14 protein-coding genes are annotated in these 14,550 nt (G+C 44.3%); 4 read left to right on the top strand and 10 right to left on the bottom strand.

Features of this window, described 5'->3' with window-relative positions:
- Positions 1–9: 9 nt before the first annotated feature.
- The 6 genes from rodA to AZH43_RS16580 form a co-directional block, all read right to left on the bottom strand.
- Positions 10–1,146 (bottom strand): rod shape-determining protein RodA, encoded by a 1,137-nt coding sequence (rodA, locus tag AZH43_RS16605; RefSeq protein WP_067672130.1) that lies wholly within the window; start codon positions 1,144–1,146, stop codon positions 10–12.
- 90 nt (positions 1,147–1,236) lie between these two features.
- Complete coding sequence (gene ispD, locus AZH43_RS16600; protein WP_067672127.1) at positions 1,237–1,962, bottom strand: 2-C-methyl-D-erythritol 4-phosphate cytidylyltransferase; 726 nt, start codon at positions 1,960–1,962, stop codon at positions 1,237–1,239.
- The gene (locus AZH43_RS16595) at positions 1,928–2,314 is read right to left on the bottom strand and encodes a septum formation initiator family protein (protein WP_067672124.1); all 387 of its coding nucleotides are present in this window, start codon (positions 2,312–2,314) and stop codon (positions 1,928–1,930) included. The genes ispD and AZH43_RS16595 overlap by 35 nt, the downstream gene beginning before the upstream one ends.
- Positions 2,315–2,330: 16 nt before the next feature.
- The gene (gene eno, locus AZH43_RS16590; RefSeq protein WP_067672121.1) at positions 2,331–3,620 is read right to left on the bottom strand and encodes a phosphopyruvate hydratase; all 1,290 of its coding nucleotides are present in this window, start codon (positions 3,618–3,620) and stop codon (positions 2,331–2,333) included.
- 63 nt (positions 3,621–3,683) lie between these two features.
- The gene (kdsA, locus tag AZH43_RS16585; RefSeq protein WP_067672118.1) at positions 3,684–4,541 is read right to left on the bottom strand and encodes a 3-deoxy-8-phosphooctulonate synthase; all 858 of its coding nucleotides are present in this window, start codon (positions 4,539–4,541) and stop codon (positions 3,684–3,686) included.
- Between the two features lie 31 nt (positions 4,542–4,572).
- On the bottom strand, positions 4,573–6,213 hold the full coding sequence (locus AZH43_RS16580) for a CTP synthase (RefSeq protein WP_067672115.1): 1,641 nt from the start codon (positions 6,211–6,213) through the stop codon (positions 4,573–4,575).
- 226 nt (positions 6,214–6,439) lie between these two features.
- Between AZH43_RS16580 and AZH43_RS16575 the strand changes: the two genes are divergently transcribed.
- The gene (locus tag AZH43_RS16575) at positions 6,440–6,874 is read left to right on the top strand and encodes an internalin (protein WP_067672112.1); all 435 of its coding nucleotides are present in this window, start codon (positions 6,440–6,442) and stop codon (positions 6,872–6,874) included.
- A 116-nt stretch (positions 6,875–6,990) separates the two neighbouring features.
- On the opposite strand, the gene AZH43_RS16570 is transcribed toward AZH43_RS16575, so the two are convergent.
- Positions 6,991–7,881, bottom strand: a complete 891-nt coding sequence (locus AZH43_RS16570; RefSeq protein WP_067672109.1) for a LysR family transcriptional regulator — start codon at positions 7,879–7,881, stop codon at positions 6,991–6,993.
- A gap of 116 nt (positions 7,882–7,997) precedes the next feature.
- Here AZH43_RS16570 and dkgB point away from each other — a divergent pair, with 116 nt between their 5' ends.
- The gene (dkgB, locus tag AZH43_RS16565) at positions 7,998–8,801 is read left to right on the top strand and encodes a 2,5-didehydrogluconate reductase DkgB (protein WP_067672106.1); all 804 of its coding nucleotides are present in this window, start codon (positions 7,998–8,000) and stop codon (positions 8,799–8,801) included.
- Between the two features lie 7 nt (positions 8,802–8,808).
- A complete protein-coding gene (locus AZH43_RS16560) occupies positions 8,809–9,978 on the top strand; it encodes an MFS transporter (RefSeq protein ID WP_067672103.1) in 1,170 nt (389 codons plus the stop codon).
- Positions 9,979–10,069: 91 nt separating this feature from the next.
- Here AZH43_RS16560 and AZH43_RS16555 read toward each other — a convergent pair whose 3' ends face one another.
- The 3 genes from AZH43_RS16555 to AZH43_RS16545 form a co-directional block, all read right to left on the bottom strand.
- On the bottom strand, positions 10,070–11,167 hold the full coding sequence (locus AZH43_RS16555; protein WP_067672100.1) for a YheT family hydrolase: 1,098 nt from the start codon (positions 11,165–11,167) through the stop codon (positions 10,070–10,072).
- A 100-nt stretch (positions 11,168–11,267) separates the two neighbouring features.
- A complete protein-coding gene (locus tag AZH43_RS16550) occupies positions 11,268–11,675 on the bottom strand; it encodes a nuclear transport factor 2 family protein (protein WP_067672097.1) in 408 nt (135 codons plus the stop codon).
- A 132-nt stretch (positions 11,676–11,807) separates the two neighbouring features.
- The gene (locus tag AZH43_RS16545; RefSeq protein WP_067672094.1) at positions 11,808–13,832 is read right to left on the bottom strand and encodes an NADPH-dependent 2,4-dienoyl-CoA reductase; all 2,025 of its coding nucleotides are present in this window, start codon (positions 13,830–13,832) and stop codon (positions 11,808–11,810) included.
- A 169-nt stretch (positions 13,833–14,001) separates the two neighbouring features.
- On the opposite strand from AZH43_RS16545, the gene AZH43_RS16540 reads away from it, so the two are divergent.
- Complete coding sequence (locus tag AZH43_RS16540; protein WP_067672091.1) at positions 14,002–14,547, top strand: PadR family transcriptional regulator; 546 nt, start codon at positions 14,002–14,004, stop codon at positions 14,545–14,547.
- The last annotated feature ends 3 nt before the right edge of the window (positions 14,548–14,550 follow it).

Below are 14,550 nucleotides of genomic sequence, written 5' to 3'. Positions count from 1 at the left end.
TATCAAAATTTAGCGGTGCGTATGTATCGACATCACAATCCCCATGCCTGCCAGCATGGAAATCACCGCTGTACCGCCATAACTCATTAACGGCAAAGGGTCACCGGTCACCGGTAAAATACCGCTCACCATGCCGGAGTTTAAAAACACAAAGAAAAAGAAGGTCAAGCCTGTAGCGCCTGCATATAAGCGGCCAAAGTTATGAAAGCTGTTCATCGCAATCATTAAACAGCGGATAATAATAGCAGCAAATAAACTGAACAGCAGAAACACGCCAATAAAGCCGAATTCTTCCGCATAGGTCGACATAATGAAGTCAGTATGATGTTCTGGCAAATACCCTAAATGCGACTGAGTACCCGCAGTAAAACCCTTGCCTGTCATGCCGCCTGAACCGATGGCAATCTTAGACTGAATGATATTCCAGCCTGCGCCTAAGGCATCAGATTCTGGGTCAAATAAAGTAAGAACCCGCTTTTTTTGGTATTCCTGCAAAAAGAACATCCACAGCAATGGCGCAACAACAGCAAAAGCCGCCAGCGCACCGGCAATTAGCCGCCAAGACATTCCGCTCAAAAAAAGCACAAAAATCCCAGGAATAATTAGGCCAATATTTAAATCAGGCTGCAATGCGACCAATACAAAAGGCAGCATCATAATTACCAAGGCGATAATGATATGAGTAAACTTCGGCGGAAATGCACGGTTTGAAAAATACCAAGCCATCATCAGCGGCATCGCAAATTTCATGACTTCACTCGGCTGCATGCTGCCTATTCCCGGCAGGGTTATCCAGCGCTTCGCTCCCATGCGTGTTTCACCGATGACCAGCACCAGAAGCAGCATAAATATACCAAAAATGTATAAATACGGGCTAACAGCCTGATACACCTTTGGCGGAACCTGCGCGCATAAAAACATAATAATAAAGCCGGCACCAAAGCTGGTTGCCTGACGCAGCACCATTCCAGAGTCACCCGCCGTCGCGCTGTACACCACCATCAAACCTAAAACGGCATTACAGATCAGGAAACAAAGCAGCCAGGGATCTAAATGCAATTTAGCCCAGCGTGAAGAATCGTGCTTTATACTCAATCCATCTCGTGCGGACTGGCGTAAAAACCGATACTGCTGTGAAGGAATCATTTGCGGTGCATACTTAAAAACAAAGTGGGGAAATTATAAGTTAAAGCTGCAAGGAATAAATCGTTGCAGCATAAATTATTCTATATTTATTTAGGCTGGCGATTGCTGAGAAGACAAAATCAGTTTTGCCAGCTCCAGATCATCCGGATAGGTAATCTTGATATTATCTGAACGCCCCTGAACCACCTGTACCGTTTCGGACGCATATTCCAAGGCGCTGGCTTCGTCAGTGATATTCACCTGTGACAGTAAAGCCTGTTCAATTGCCTGCTTCAACACACCCAACTTTGCCATTTGCGGTGTTTGCGCCTGCCATAGCTTCGAACGGTCTACTGTTTTTGCAATCTCAGCACCTGTTTCTACAGATTTAAGCGTATCTCTGACTGGTATTGCTAAAATTGCGCTTTGATTAGAAGCCACAGCTGAATTGACTAAACTGACCAAAGATTCCTGCGCAACACATGGACGCGCAGCATCATGCACCAAAACCCAATCATCTTCAGAAGTGATTTCAGACAAATAATTCAACGCATTGAGTACCGAATTAACCCGCTCTGCGCCGCCATGACAAAAATGCGCTTTCTCTGAGTTTTGGAAATTCAACGTTTTAGCAAAATCATCTTGTGCGTCAACTGCAAGCACATAACCGGACAGAGGCAAAGTATTCAGTCTTTGAACTGTGTGTTCCAGGACTGTTTTATTTTGAATGACTTGATATTGCTTAAGTTCTGATTTTGAAAATCTGCTGCCTGACCCAGCCGCAGGTATCACAGCCCATAGTTTAAGGCTCTGGTGGCTCTTCAGCAGGTTCTTCATTGGTGCGTAAATCTTCTTGACTAGGATTGACGTAAATCGGTTTGTACTGTGTATTGACCGTACTCATTTGCACGAAGGTTTCATGCGGCTTTACCAGCCCTAAATCTAAGCGTGCATGCTCTTCAATGGCTTCTACACCATTTTTTAAATCATAAACTTCCGCGTCTAAAACACGGTTGCGTTCTTTTAATTCTTCATTCAGTTCAATCTGCTGCTGAACTTTCTGTGACAGTTTCTGGTGATCTTGATGACCCCCCTCACCGAACCAATATAAATATTGAAACCCTGCGATCAAAATGATCGCAAGGCCCAACAATGCTTTACTCGCTTTGGAGTCAAATACATTTAACATAGATAGCATGATCTGCTTAGTTCAAACCTTTGAACTCAGCTTTACCGCGATATGCAGCATTAGTCAATTCTTCAATGCGAAGCAATTGGTTATATTTTGCTACACGGTCAGAACGGCAAAGTGAACCTGTCTTGATTTGACCCGCTGCTGTACCTACTGCAAGATCCGCAATTGTAGAATCTTCAGTTTCGCCAGAGCGGTGAGAAATAACAGTAGAGTAACCATTTTCTTTTGCAAGATAGATCGCATCTAAAGTTTCAGTCAATGTACCGATTTGGTTGTATTTAATAAGAATAGAGTTGCCTACTTTCTCATTAATGCCGCGCTGAAGAATTTTAGGGTTTGTCACGAACAAGTCATCACCCACCAATTGGATCTTGTCGCCAAGAATAGAAGTCAGGTAAGACCAGCCTTCCCAATCAGATTCATCTAAACCGTCTTCAATTGAGATAATTGGGTATTGGTTTACCAAGCCAGCTAAATAGTCAGAGAATTGGTTGCTTGTGAATGCTTTGTTGCCTTCGCCAGCAAGAATATATTGACCATCTTTGTAGAATTCTGAAGATGCACAGTCAAGCGCAAGCATAATATCAGAACCTGCTTTGTAGCCAGTTTGACCAATTGCTTCAAGAATTACAGTGATTGCTTCTTCGTTAGAGCGAAGGTTTGGTGCAAAACCGCCTTCATCGCCAACTGCAGTGTTTAAACCTTTTTTGTTTAAAACTGATTTTAAAGAATGGAAAATTTCAGCACCGGCGCGCAAAGCTTCAGAGAATGAAGAGAAGCCGACTGGCTCAATCATAAACTCTTGAATATCAACGTTGTTGTCAGCATGCGAACCGCCATTGATGATATTCATCATAGGTACTGGCATAGTTAAGATTTTATTATTGCGTAAATCTGCAATGTATTGGAACAATGGGATTTTTTTCTCATCAGCCGCTGCGCGAGCCGCTGCCAAAGAAACTGCTAAAGTTGCGTTAGCGCCCAATTTTTCTTTGTTCTCAGTACCGTCAAGCGCGATCATTGTATTATCAATGTCTTTTTGCTCAAATACTGATTTACCCAATAATGCATCACGAATCAATGTGTTCACATTATTAACTGCAGTACGAACGCCTTTGCCTAAGTAACGGGCTTTATCGCCGTCACGAAGTTCTAAAGCTTCACGAGAACCAGTTGAAGCACCAGATGGTGCACATGCACGGCCTACAACGCCAGAGGCTAAGATTACGTCTGCTTCGATGGTAGGGTTACCACGAGAGTCCAAAATTTCACGTGCACGAATGTCAACGATTTGGCTCATGAACATTTCCTCAGTTGATTAATAAAAATGATGCGTCAAAAAGACGCATCAATGTGTATTGAATTAATGGGTATCTAACTTGCTGAAACCTTTGACCAAGGTATCCAATTCTTTTAGCTGTGCTAAGAATGGCTCAAGCTGTGACATACGCAGTGCGCATGGACCATCACATTTTGCTTTTTCTGGGTCTGGATGTGCTTCTAAGAACAGACCTGCTAAACCAGTCGCCATACCCGCACGCGCCAGTGTAGTAATTTGCGCACGGCGGCCGCCTGCTGAATCTGCGCGGCCACCCGGTGTTTGCAAAGCATGGGTCACATCAAAGAACACAGGAACATTCATTTCTTTCATGATGTCAAAGCCCAGCATGTCAACCACAAGGTTATTGTAGCCGAATGCCGAACCGCGCTCACAAATAATCAGTTTGTCGTTTCCAGCTTCAAGGCATTTATGCAGAATATGGCGCATTTCATGCGGAGCAAGGAACTGTGCTTTTTTAATGTTGATAATGGCATCTGTTTTTGCCATTGCTTCGACAAGGTCAGTTTGACGGCTTAAGAATGCAGGCAGCTGAATAATATCAGCCACTTCTGCAACAGGCGCTGCCTGATAGGGTTCATGCACATCAGTAATGATTGGGACATTGAAATGTTTTTTAATGTCAGCTAACCACTCGATGCCTTTTTCCAAACCTGGGCCGCGGAAAGAGTTCAAGCTTGAACGGTTGGCTTTATCAAAACTTGCTTTAAATACGTAGGGAATATCCAAACGCTTGCAGATATCGACATAAGTCTCTGCAATTTCAAAAGCAAGGTCTTTTGATTCTAATACGTTCATGCCGCCGAATAATACAAATGGCAAGTGATTTGCCATTTGTATATCGCCTAAACGTACAATTTCTTGTGGTTTTAATTGTGACATTTAAACTTCCTAGTTTAGTCCTTCAGACCCATTATTTAGTTTTTTGATACTGCTTTTTAGCAGCATCAATAAAGCTAGCAAATAATGGATGGCCATCACGTGGTGAACTTGTAAATTCCGGATGGAATTGTACAGCAATAAACCAAGGATGTTGAGGAATTTCAACTGTTTCTACTAAACGCTGAACTGGTGAATAACCAGAGATCTTCATGCCGTTTTCTTCAAGCACAGGGATATAGCGGTTATTCATTTCATAGCGGTGGCGGTGACGTTCGATAATTTCTTCATTACCATACACATCACAAGTTTTCGTTCCCGCAACCAATTCAGATTTTTGAGCGCCAAGGCGCATCGTGCCGCCCAGATCAGAATCTGCATTACGCTGCTGCACTTCACCGCGTTCATCCAGCCATTCGGTAATCAAGCCAATCAATGGCGACTTAGTCGAACGGTTAAATTCAGTCGAAGTTGCATCGGCAATACCCGCGACATTGCGCGCATATTCAATTACAGCCAGCTGCATGCCCAGACAAATACCTAGGAAAGGCACACCGTTTTCACGCGCAAAACGAATCGCTTTCATTTTGCCTTCGGTACCGCGCTCACCAAAACCGCCTGGAACCAAGATCGCATCTGCGTCTTTCAACACTTCTGCTTCATTTTGGCTTTCGAGCTCTTCAGCATTCACGTAATCGATTTGCACTTTAACCCGGTTTTGAATACCGGCGTGCAGCAACGCTTCGTTTACAGATTTATAGGCATCTGGAAGTTCTACGTATTTACCGACCATCGCAACACGTACAGTGTATTCAGGGTTCAGCAAAGCATCGACCACGTTATCCCAATCTGTCAGATCAGCTTCAGGAAGGCTGTCGTAACCAAAACGTTCACAGATTAAATCATCGACGTTTTGTTCATAGAACGTACGCGGAATTTGATAGATTGAACGGGCATCTTTACACACGACAACGGCACGCGCTTCTACGTTAGTAAATAACGCAATTTTACGGGTTGTGTCTGCATCAACATCATGCTCAGTACGGCAGATTAAAATATCCGGCTGAATACCAATAGAAAGCAATTCTTTTACAGAATGCTGCGTTGGTTTGGTTTTCAGCTCTGCAGCAGATTTAATATATGGAAGCAGCGTCAAGTGCATAAGCATTGTGCGCTTATGACCCAGCTCAACCATCAATTGACGCACAGATTCCATGAATGGGAGAGATTCGATGTCACCTACAGTACCGCCAATTTCAACAATCGCAACGTCATAGCCTTCACCTGCGCGAAGTACACGTTCTTTGATGTTGTCAGTAATATGCGGAATAACTTGAACAGTTCCGCCTAAATAGTCACCGCGGCGCTCTTTGTTTAAAACGTCTTGGTATACACGGCCAGAAGTGAAGTTATTTAACTTGGTCATTTTCGCACGACGCAAGAAACGTTCGTAATAACCCAAGTCTAAGTCAGTTTCGGCACCGTCCTCTGTGACAAAAACTTCACCGTGCTGGAATGGGCTCATTGTCCCTGGATCGACATTAATGTATGGATCCATTTTTACCATGGTTACTTTTAAACCACGGGCTTCTAAAAGTGCAGCAACTGAAGCAGCTGAAATACCTTTACCTAGTGATGAAACTACACCACCAGTAACGAAAATAAAATGGGTCATTGGGTTTCTCGTACAATCGAGCCTAAATAGGCCTGCAATGTTGCGCAATTTTACTTTACCTTGCACTAATAAAGCAAAGTCATTCCGCATCAATTCATAGAACAATAAGCAATTGGTTATTCTATCAGCAATTCCGATATAAAATTAGCTAAAATTTCGATGATTTTCATAATCTATTTTATGGTTATAATATAGATATCCGTTTAACGCTTAATTTTGTGCAACTATGAATAAAAAACTTTTAATTTGCGGTGCAATCGCGACTGCATTACTGATTACTGCCTGTGTGAAAAAAGAAGAGCCGAAGCAAGAAGAGCAAGAACAAGTTGATACTTCTGCTTCTGAAGCACAGCCAGCTGAACCGGCAAAATTTGAAAGTTTAGATTCTGCTGACACCCAGCCAATTGAACCGATTCCTGCGCATGAAGAAGTGATTCGTGAAGAAACTCCGAATACAACGACTGAAATCCGCCGTGAAGTGCGCAATGAAGAACCGGCGGCTCCTAAAGCAGAAACGCCTAAGCCAGCGCCTAAAGCAGAAGCGCCTAAGGCTGAAGACAAGCCAGCTCAGGCTGCACCAAAGCAGCACAGCGGCGCTCAAACTGAAGATGATGCAGTTGCTGCCGCTATTGCCGCTGCAACTCCTGCGCTTGATAACTAATTTTATTACCGATCAAGCATTTAAAAAGCCCGGTCATGCGACTGGGCTTTTTTTTACTTTATTTTTTACTCTAGATATTTTAAATATTGGCAATGATCGTCTTTTTAATGCAGCGGCTATAAATAAGGTTTTAGTTTTTCTGCTAAAAATTCAATAAATAAACGCACCCGCTTTGGCAAATGTTCCTGCAGGTAATATACAGCATGAATTTTTTGATAATGCAGCGTAATCTGATCTTCCAGCAAAGCACTTAAACGCCCTGCCTGTATATCTTCCTGCACCAAAAAGCGTGAAAGGCAAGTAATACCCACACCTTCCAAAGCCAGCTGCCTGACAGTTTCTCCATTGGATGCCTTGATTTTTGGCCGTGCCGTAAAAGGTTTTTGATTCATATGAATCGGCCATGTATTCAAGTGATGCGTTTGACTAAAGCCAATTAAGTTATGTTCCAGTAAATCTTCCGTCTGTGCAGGCCGCCCATTCTGCGCTAAATAATCAGGGCTTGCGACAATATACAAACGGCTTCTGCACAGCAGTTTGGCATGCAGTGTTGAATCAGTTAATTCTCCAAAACGGATCGCCACATCAGTCTGATGCTCCAATAAATCAATAACTTGATCATGATTATTCAGCTCAATCTCAACATTTGGATATTTGCGCATAAATTCATGCATTAAAGGCACAATCACATGCAGCACAAATGGCGTAGCTGAATCGACACGGATTAAGCCTGAAATGTCTTCATCCGCTTTAAGCAAAGAATCCTCTGCTTCGGCTAAATCATTTAAGATACTGCGCGCTTTACCTAAAAACAGCTGACCTTCCTGCGTCAGCTTCAATTTTCGTGTGGTCCTTTCCAGCAATGTAACATTCAGTTTTGCCTCTAACCGCTGTAAAGCCCGGCTGATTCCTGACGCTGTCTGTTCCAGCCGTTCGGCAGCCATAACAATAGAACCGCAATCGACAATAGTGACAAATGCCTGTAATTCTTCGATAGTAGATTTCACTATTCCCAGTATCCTTGATTTTTAGTCAATAATATTTTGCAAATTACTGCATTTTTTATCAATGATTTAATCTGCAAAATATAGCCATCTGTTCAATAATCGCTGAGCATCAAAAAATGATCGTTCCAAAATTTGGTATAGGCACTTTCCGCTTGACGGGTCAAACTGTCATCGATTCTGTCAAAAATGCGCTGGACGCAGGTTACCGCGCTGTAGATACGGCGCAAATTTATGGCAATGAAGCTGAAGTTGGGCAAGCCATTGCCGAAAGCGCAGTCCCTCGTTCGGAGCTGTTTTTAACCACAAAAATTTGGGTAGACCATTATGCTGCGGATAAATTAATTCCCAGCCTCAAAGAAAGCCTGAACAAACTGCGCACTGAGGCTGTAGATCTCACGTTAATTCACTGGCCGGCTCCTAAAATGGCTGTCGATATTCCAGTATTAATGCAAACGCTGCTGGAAGCTAAAAAACAAGGCTTAACCCAGCATATCGGTATTTCAAACTTCAATATTGCGCTGACACAGCAAGCTATTGACAGTATTGGCGCTGAGCATATTGCCGCTAACCAAATTGAACTTAGCCCTTATCTGCAAAATGAAAAACTGGCTTCATATTTAAAGGCTCAGAATATTGATATTACATCTTATATGACCCTAGCCTACGGTAAAGTGCTGAATGACCCTCTATTGAATGAAATTGCGGGACATCATCAAGCATCTGCTGCGCAAATTGCTTTGGCATGGGCGCTGCAAAAAGGCTACTCTGTCATTCCGTCATCTACTCAGCACGAACATCTGCAAGCCAACTTGAAAGCGCAAGATATTCAGCTGAATGCTGACGAGATGCAGGCCATTGCCGCTCTTGAACGCAATGGGCGTGAAGTGAACCCTGAAAATTTAGCGCCTGAATGGGATTGAGGCATCAATGAAAATCAACCTTCCCCTGCTCGCACTGGCTGTCGGCGCATTTGCCATTGGCACGACCGAATTTTCTCCTATGGGCTTCTTGCCCGAAATTGCGAACGATTTACAGGTTTCTATTGCGCAAGCCGGCCTGCTGATCAGCGCATATGCAGTAGGCGTCATGATTGGCGCCCCCTTAATGACACTATGGTTTTCTAGATATTCCAAAAGAAAAGCGCTGATTTTGCTGATGGCGATTTTCACTCTTGGCAATCTGCTTTCGGCGCTTGCGCCCAGCTATTTGGGACTCATTGGGTCCAGAATCATCACCAGCTTAAATCACGGGGCATTTTTTGGCTTAGGCTCAGTTGTTGCAGCCAGTGTTGTCCCTAAAGACAAACAAGCGTCTGCAGTTGCCATGATGTTTATGGGGCTGACGATTGCCAATATTGGCGGTGTTCCTTTAGCTACCTATGTTGGACAGCATGTCGGCTGGCGTACTTCATTTATCGCCATTTCCGTCTTAGGCATTGTGACCATGCTGGCACTTTGGAAAGCCTTGCCTCAAGGAGAGCCTTCAGCCAAGCCGAATGTAAAAGCTGAATTAAAAGTACTTACCCGCCTTCCTGTTGTTTTGGCTTTGCTGACCACAGTAATGAGTGCTGGCGCAATGTTCACGCTCTATACCTATATTGCCCCAAGCTTAAAAACATTCATGCAGGCTGGCCCTGAGTTAATCACATTCATGCTGGTCTTGATTGGAGTCGGTTTTTCTATAGGCAATCATTTAGGCGGCAAACTTGCAGATTATTCTCTAGAAAAGACACTGATCGGCTTTCTTACGCTGCTGATGATCATGATGCTGTTATTTCCACTATTAGCTCAAACTGCTGCAGGTGCCGCCATTGCACTGGTCATTTGGGGTGCAGCCGCTTTTGCTGTCGTTCCGCCGCTTCAAATGCGCGTAATGTCTTTAGCTCATGAGGCCCCAGGATTAGCATCATCGGTGAATATCGGCGCTTTTAATTTGGGTAATGCCGTTGGTGCGGCTGCAGGTGCCGCTGTACTGAATCTAGGTTGGAGCTATCAGGCGGTATCTTATTCAGGCGCTGCCTTAAGCGCTTTAGCCTTGGCGCTGGTCTTTTTACAGATGAAAGCCTTAGCGCCTCAGCAAGAAGAACAGCACTGCTAAAATGCAGTATATCCAAAGCAGATTTAACATCAAAAAACCCGGCAGTTTCTTTTAATGGCGGGCTTTTTGATCACAAATGATATGGAATACCTTAAGAACCGGATGCTTCCAGCAAAAAGAAATCTGCCGCCAAGCGAGACGACCAAGAGTGCGTTTCCTGCGTGCCTTCATAAAATCCGCAATGGCTGCCTTTTTTTGTGGTCACAACTGCCACACTGCGCATTTGTTGAATAATTTCTTTATACGGCTCAAAATTATGAATACTGCAAACAGGATCATCTTCAGAATTTAAGACCAATAATGGAATCTCGATTTGATCAAAAACGTAAATAGGATTCGTGGCCTGCGTATAACTGCCATAATCTGAATAGCCCGCCATTTCAAAATAGACCTGCTCAAAATCAAACAGTGTTTTAGACGCCAGCACCTGAGATAAGGATGCTGTGTTTTGCCACGTTGCCTGATAAGGCTCAATAAATTTCTGGAAAAGTTTCTTGGTCATCATTTTACTGTAAAAAGGATGTACATTTTTAAAGCCCAGCTCCGTGTTATAGCCAGGGCATAAAGCAAATGCCGCTTTAAATGGCGTATTGCCGCCTTGCTCCCCCAGATAGCGCACCAGCAGGCCCGTACCTGCAGAAGACCCCATACCGTAAAGCGGCGATGCCGGATATCTATCTTGAATATAAGCCAGCTGTTCCCGCAAATCATCTGTCGAACCAAATAAATTAATTTTGGGTACAGGCATAGGCAAGCCGGCATGGCCGCGGCGCAAGCACAGGGCAATACGCCAGCCCGTGTATTGATGCAGATCCCTCACCAGCTCCCGCATACTGTCAGGTGTTCCGGTAATTGTATGCATAATGACAATGGTCGGCGCATCGGGCGCGGCATCCAGCCCAAACCATGCAATACCGGTAATGCCGCCATCCTGCATGGTTAACTGATCGATTCGGTCATAACGCAGATGGACACTGCGTTTTTTAATCAAATCAAAATAAAGCAGATGCGCATGGGTATTGGACAGCCACGGCGTCGGGCGGTATTTCTGCTGAAGCTGAGGAAGCCTTTCAAAAATTCGTTTAAATTCACCTTGCGGATTAAAATAAAGCTTGGGCTGTTCTGCGCCAATTGCCCAGTCGAGCACAGATGAGGCTCGTTTGCTCACTTTATTTAATAAACTATTCATGAAACTGCCCTTTTAGCTAAATGACCAGCTTTGCACAGGCTAAACGGGTCATAATAATGAATTAAATCTGCGGATTATCAGCATTTCTGCATAGAGCGGATTACTTAGGCAGGAATGCCGCCATGCGCTGCCCCATCTGTGCAGCCAATGCTTCCAGACCGCTTTTCGGACGAATCATCACTTCAAAGTCAATGATTTGTCCCTGCGCATTAAATTGAATCATATCGATGCCTTTAAGCTTTTTTTCACCGACATTTGCAGAAAATTCCAATACTGCACTCTGCCCATCTTCAGTATAAAACTCGCGGTGGTAAGTGAAGTTCTCAAAAATCTGAATCACGTTCGTCAAAATAAAAGTCACAACCTGTTTCCCCGGATAAGGGTTATACGCCACAGGGGAACGGAAAACCACTTCATCTGCCAGCAATTCATCTAAAATACTCATATCACGGCTTTCCAGCATCTGATGCCATTTTTGAATAGATGATTTTGTTGTTTGCATTGTCATTTTATTTTTTCCTATCTCACAATTATCAAAATTCGCCCTTTTAGAAAGGGTTTTTAGAACAGAGCGCTTCATTCAGCGCTCCTCCCATCCAAAGCATGGCTCCTCCCTTTTTTAAGGGAGGAATTCATTGATTTAGATGACCGCAGCCAATTCCGCGCCTTGACGGATTGCGCGCTTCGCATCCAGCTCACCGGCTTCTTTCGCACCGCCAATGAGATGTACATTTTTACCGTCTGCTTTGAGCTGCTCATACATAGCAGTAAAAGACTCCTGACCTGCGCAGATAATGACGTTATCAACCTCAATTACTTTTGACTGATCATTCACGGTAATATGCAAACCTTGATCATCAATTTTGTCGTAGCTGGCGCCTGCAATCATTTTTACATCACGATGCTTTAGTCCAGTCCTGTGAATCCAGCCCGTGGTCTTGCCTAAGCTTGCGCCTACCGATTTTGCCTTACGCTGCAATAAATAAATTTCACGCTCTGACTGTTTTACAACAGGCGCTTTTAAACCGCCAACATGGGCATAAGAGGTATCAATTCCCCATTCATCATAGAATTTTTCCGGATTTAAACTGCCGCTTTCACCTTCATGGCTAAGATATTCCGCAGTATCGAAACCAATACCGCCCGCGCCAATAATCGCAACACGCTTGCCAACGGGCTTGCGCTCTTTCAGCACTTCCAAATAAGTCAGCACTTTAGGATGATCTATACCCTCTATCTGCAGCTGACGCGGCGTCACACCTGTCGCTACAACAATGTCATCAAAATCTGACTGCGACAATTCTTCATGCGTCACTGTGTGATTCAGCACCAGTTTAATGCGCGGCTGCAATTCAATTTTACGCTTGAAATAGCGCAACGTTTCATAGAACTCTTCTTTGCCTGGAATCGTTTTGGCAATATTGAACTGACCGCCAATTTGGTTGGCTGCATCATAAACAGTGACATTGTGCCCGCGGTCTGCCGCATAGGTCGCAAAGCTCAAGCCTGCTGGGCCAGCGCCAATCACAGCAATATTTTTCTCCCGCGCAGATTCTTTAAATAACAGCTCTGTTTCATGGCAAGCGCGCGGATTGACTAAACAGGTTGCAATTTTCATTGAGAAAATATGGTCTAAGCAGGCCTGATTGCAGCCGATGCAGGTATTGATCTCATCACTGCGGCCCTGTTCTGCTTTTTCTACAAAGAACGCATCCGCCAATAATGGACGCGCCATAGACACCATATCGGCATGGCCAGAAGCTAAAACATGTTCCGCCATTTCAGGCGTATTGATCCGGTTTGAAGTAATCAGCGGCACATTCACCAAGCCTTTGAGCTTCTGCGTTACCCATGTAAAAGCAGCCCGCGGCACTTTGGTCGCAATGGTTGGAATACGGGCTTCATGCCAGCCAATCCCTGTATTGATGATGGTTGCGCCGGCTTTTTCAATTTCTTGCGCCAGCTGTACTACCTCTTCAAATGTCGATCCGCCATCGACCAAATCCAGCATCGATAAACGGTAGATGATGATGAAGTTATCACCTGCTTCTGCACGGGTACGCTTCACAATTTCAATCGGAAAACGGATACGGTTTTCATAGCTGCCGCCCCATTCATCATCACGGTGATTGGTGCGGGCAGCAATAAATTCATTAATTAAATAGCCTTCTGAACCCATGATTTCCACACCGTCATAGCCTGCATATTGTGCTAGTTTGGCGCAGTTCACAAAGTCAGCGATCGTCTGTTCAACCTCTGCAGAGCTTAAAGCATGCGGTTTAACCGGGTTAATTGGCGCCTGAATTGCGGATGGCGCAACATTGTCCGGCTGATAAGAGTAACGGCCCGTGTGCAAAATCTGCAGTGCGATTTTCCCGCCCGCATCATGCACTGCCTGTGTAACTACTTTATGCTTATCTGCTTCTGCACGCGTATCCAGCTTATTGCCGCCAGCAAAGGTTAAGCCTGCATCATTCGGAGAAATACCGCCTGTCACAATTAAGCCCACACCGCCTTGAGCACGCTCTGCATAAAATGCAGCCATGCGCTCATAGCCCCCTGGCGCTTCCTCTAAGCCCACATGCATTGACCCCATCAATACACGATTTTTTAAAGTGGTAAAGCCCAAGTCCAATGGCGCAAGTAAATTTGGATAGTTCGACATATTTTCTCCTTAGCGTGCTTATTTGCTGGCTGTTTTCATGCTGACGGTGCAATTAATTTTTTGGCGCAATCATTAATGCAACTTGTTGCATACTTTTATATTCGAGATTTGATTTTTATGCAACATGTTGCATAATAAAACTTGTTAAAAAATATAAGCAGTTTTATTTATGTCTCTAGCGCATGTCTTATTGACCAGCCTGATCGAAAAACCCAGTACAGGTATAGAGCTGGCGCGGCGCTTTGACCGTTCTATGGGCTTTTTCTGGAATGCTACTCATCAGCAGATTTACAGAGAACTCAGCGCAATGCATCAAAAAGGCTGGATTTCACCGATAGAAGAAGTCGATGCGCAAAGCAGAAAAAAAACCTATCAGGTTGAATTATCTGGCCGTACAGAATTAACCAGCTGGATGGTGAAGCAAAGCCCGCCTGCTCAGCTGCGTGAGGAATTGATGGTTCGCCTGCGTGCCGAAGCTCAAATTGGCGGAAATACTGTTCTGCCTGAGCTGAAGCGCCATTTACAGCTTCATCAAGATAATTTAAAACTTTATCAGGCGATTTTTGCCAAAGACTTTGCACAGGCCGATACCCAAGACCGTACACTGTTTATTCATAAGCACATCCTGCAGTTGGGGATTGACTTAGAAATCGGCTGGATTCAGTGGCTGGAAAAACTCATTCCTGCATTAAAAGCCTTTGATGAACAGCATTAGTTA

This window comes from Acinetobacter pragensis (genome assembly GCF_001605895.1).
GTDB classification, from domain to species: Bacteria; Pseudomonadota; Gammaproteobacteria; order Pseudomonadales; family Moraxellaceae; genus Acinetobacter; species Acinetobacter pragensis.
Note: the sequence above shows the minus strand (reverse complement) of the source record. Positions and strands in the feature narration are given on the sequence as shown.

Coding starts and splice junctions, on each gene's coding strand:
- rodA (WP_067672130.1), bottom strand. CDS start 1,146: ATGATTCCTTCACAGCAGTATCGGTTTTTACGCCAGTCCGCACGAGAT.
- ispD (WP_067672127.1), bottom strand. CDS start 1,962: ATGAAGAACCTGCTGAAGAGCCACCAGAGCCTTAAACTATGGGCTGTG.
- AZH43_RS16595 (WP_067672124.1), bottom strand. CDS start 2,314: ATGTTAAATGTATTTGACTCCAAAGCGAGTAAAGCATTGTTGGGCCTT.
- eno (WP_067672121.1), bottom strand. CDS start 3,620: ATGAGCCAAATCGTTGACATTCGTGCACGTGAAATTTTGGACTCTCGT.
- kdsA (WP_067672118.1), bottom strand. CDS start 4,541: ATGTCACAATTAAAACCACAAGAAATTGTACGTTTAGGCGATATACAA.
- AZH43_RS16580 (WP_067672115.1), bottom strand. CDS start 6,213: ATGACCCATTTTATTTTCGTTACTGGTGGTGTAGTTTCATCACTAGGT.
- AZH43_RS16575 (WP_067672112.1), top strand. CDS start 6,440: ATGAATAAAAAACTTTTAATTTGCGGTGCAATCGCGACTGCATTACTG.
- dkgB (WP_067672106.1), top strand. CDS start 7,998: ATGATCGTTCCAAAATTTGGTATAGGCACTTTCCGCTTGACGGGTCAA.
- AZH43_RS16560 (WP_067672103.1), top strand. CDS start 8,809: ATGAAAATCAACCTTCCCCTGCTCGCACTGGCTGTCGGCGCATTTGCC.
- AZH43_RS16555 (WP_067672100.1), bottom strand. CDS start 11,167: ATGAATAGTTTATTAAATAAAGTGAGCAAACGAGCCTCATCTGTGCTC.
- AZH43_RS16550 (WP_067672097.1), bottom strand. CDS start 11,675: ATGACAATGCAAACAACAAAATCATCTATTCAAAAATGGCATCAGATG.
- AZH43_RS16545 (WP_067672094.1), bottom strand. CDS start 13,832: ATGTCGAACTATCCAAATTTACTTGCGCCATTGGACTTGGGCTTTACC.
- AZH43_RS16540 (WP_067672091.1), top strand. CDS start 14,002: ATGTCTCTAGCGCATGTCTTATTGACCAGCCTGATCGAAAAACCCAGT.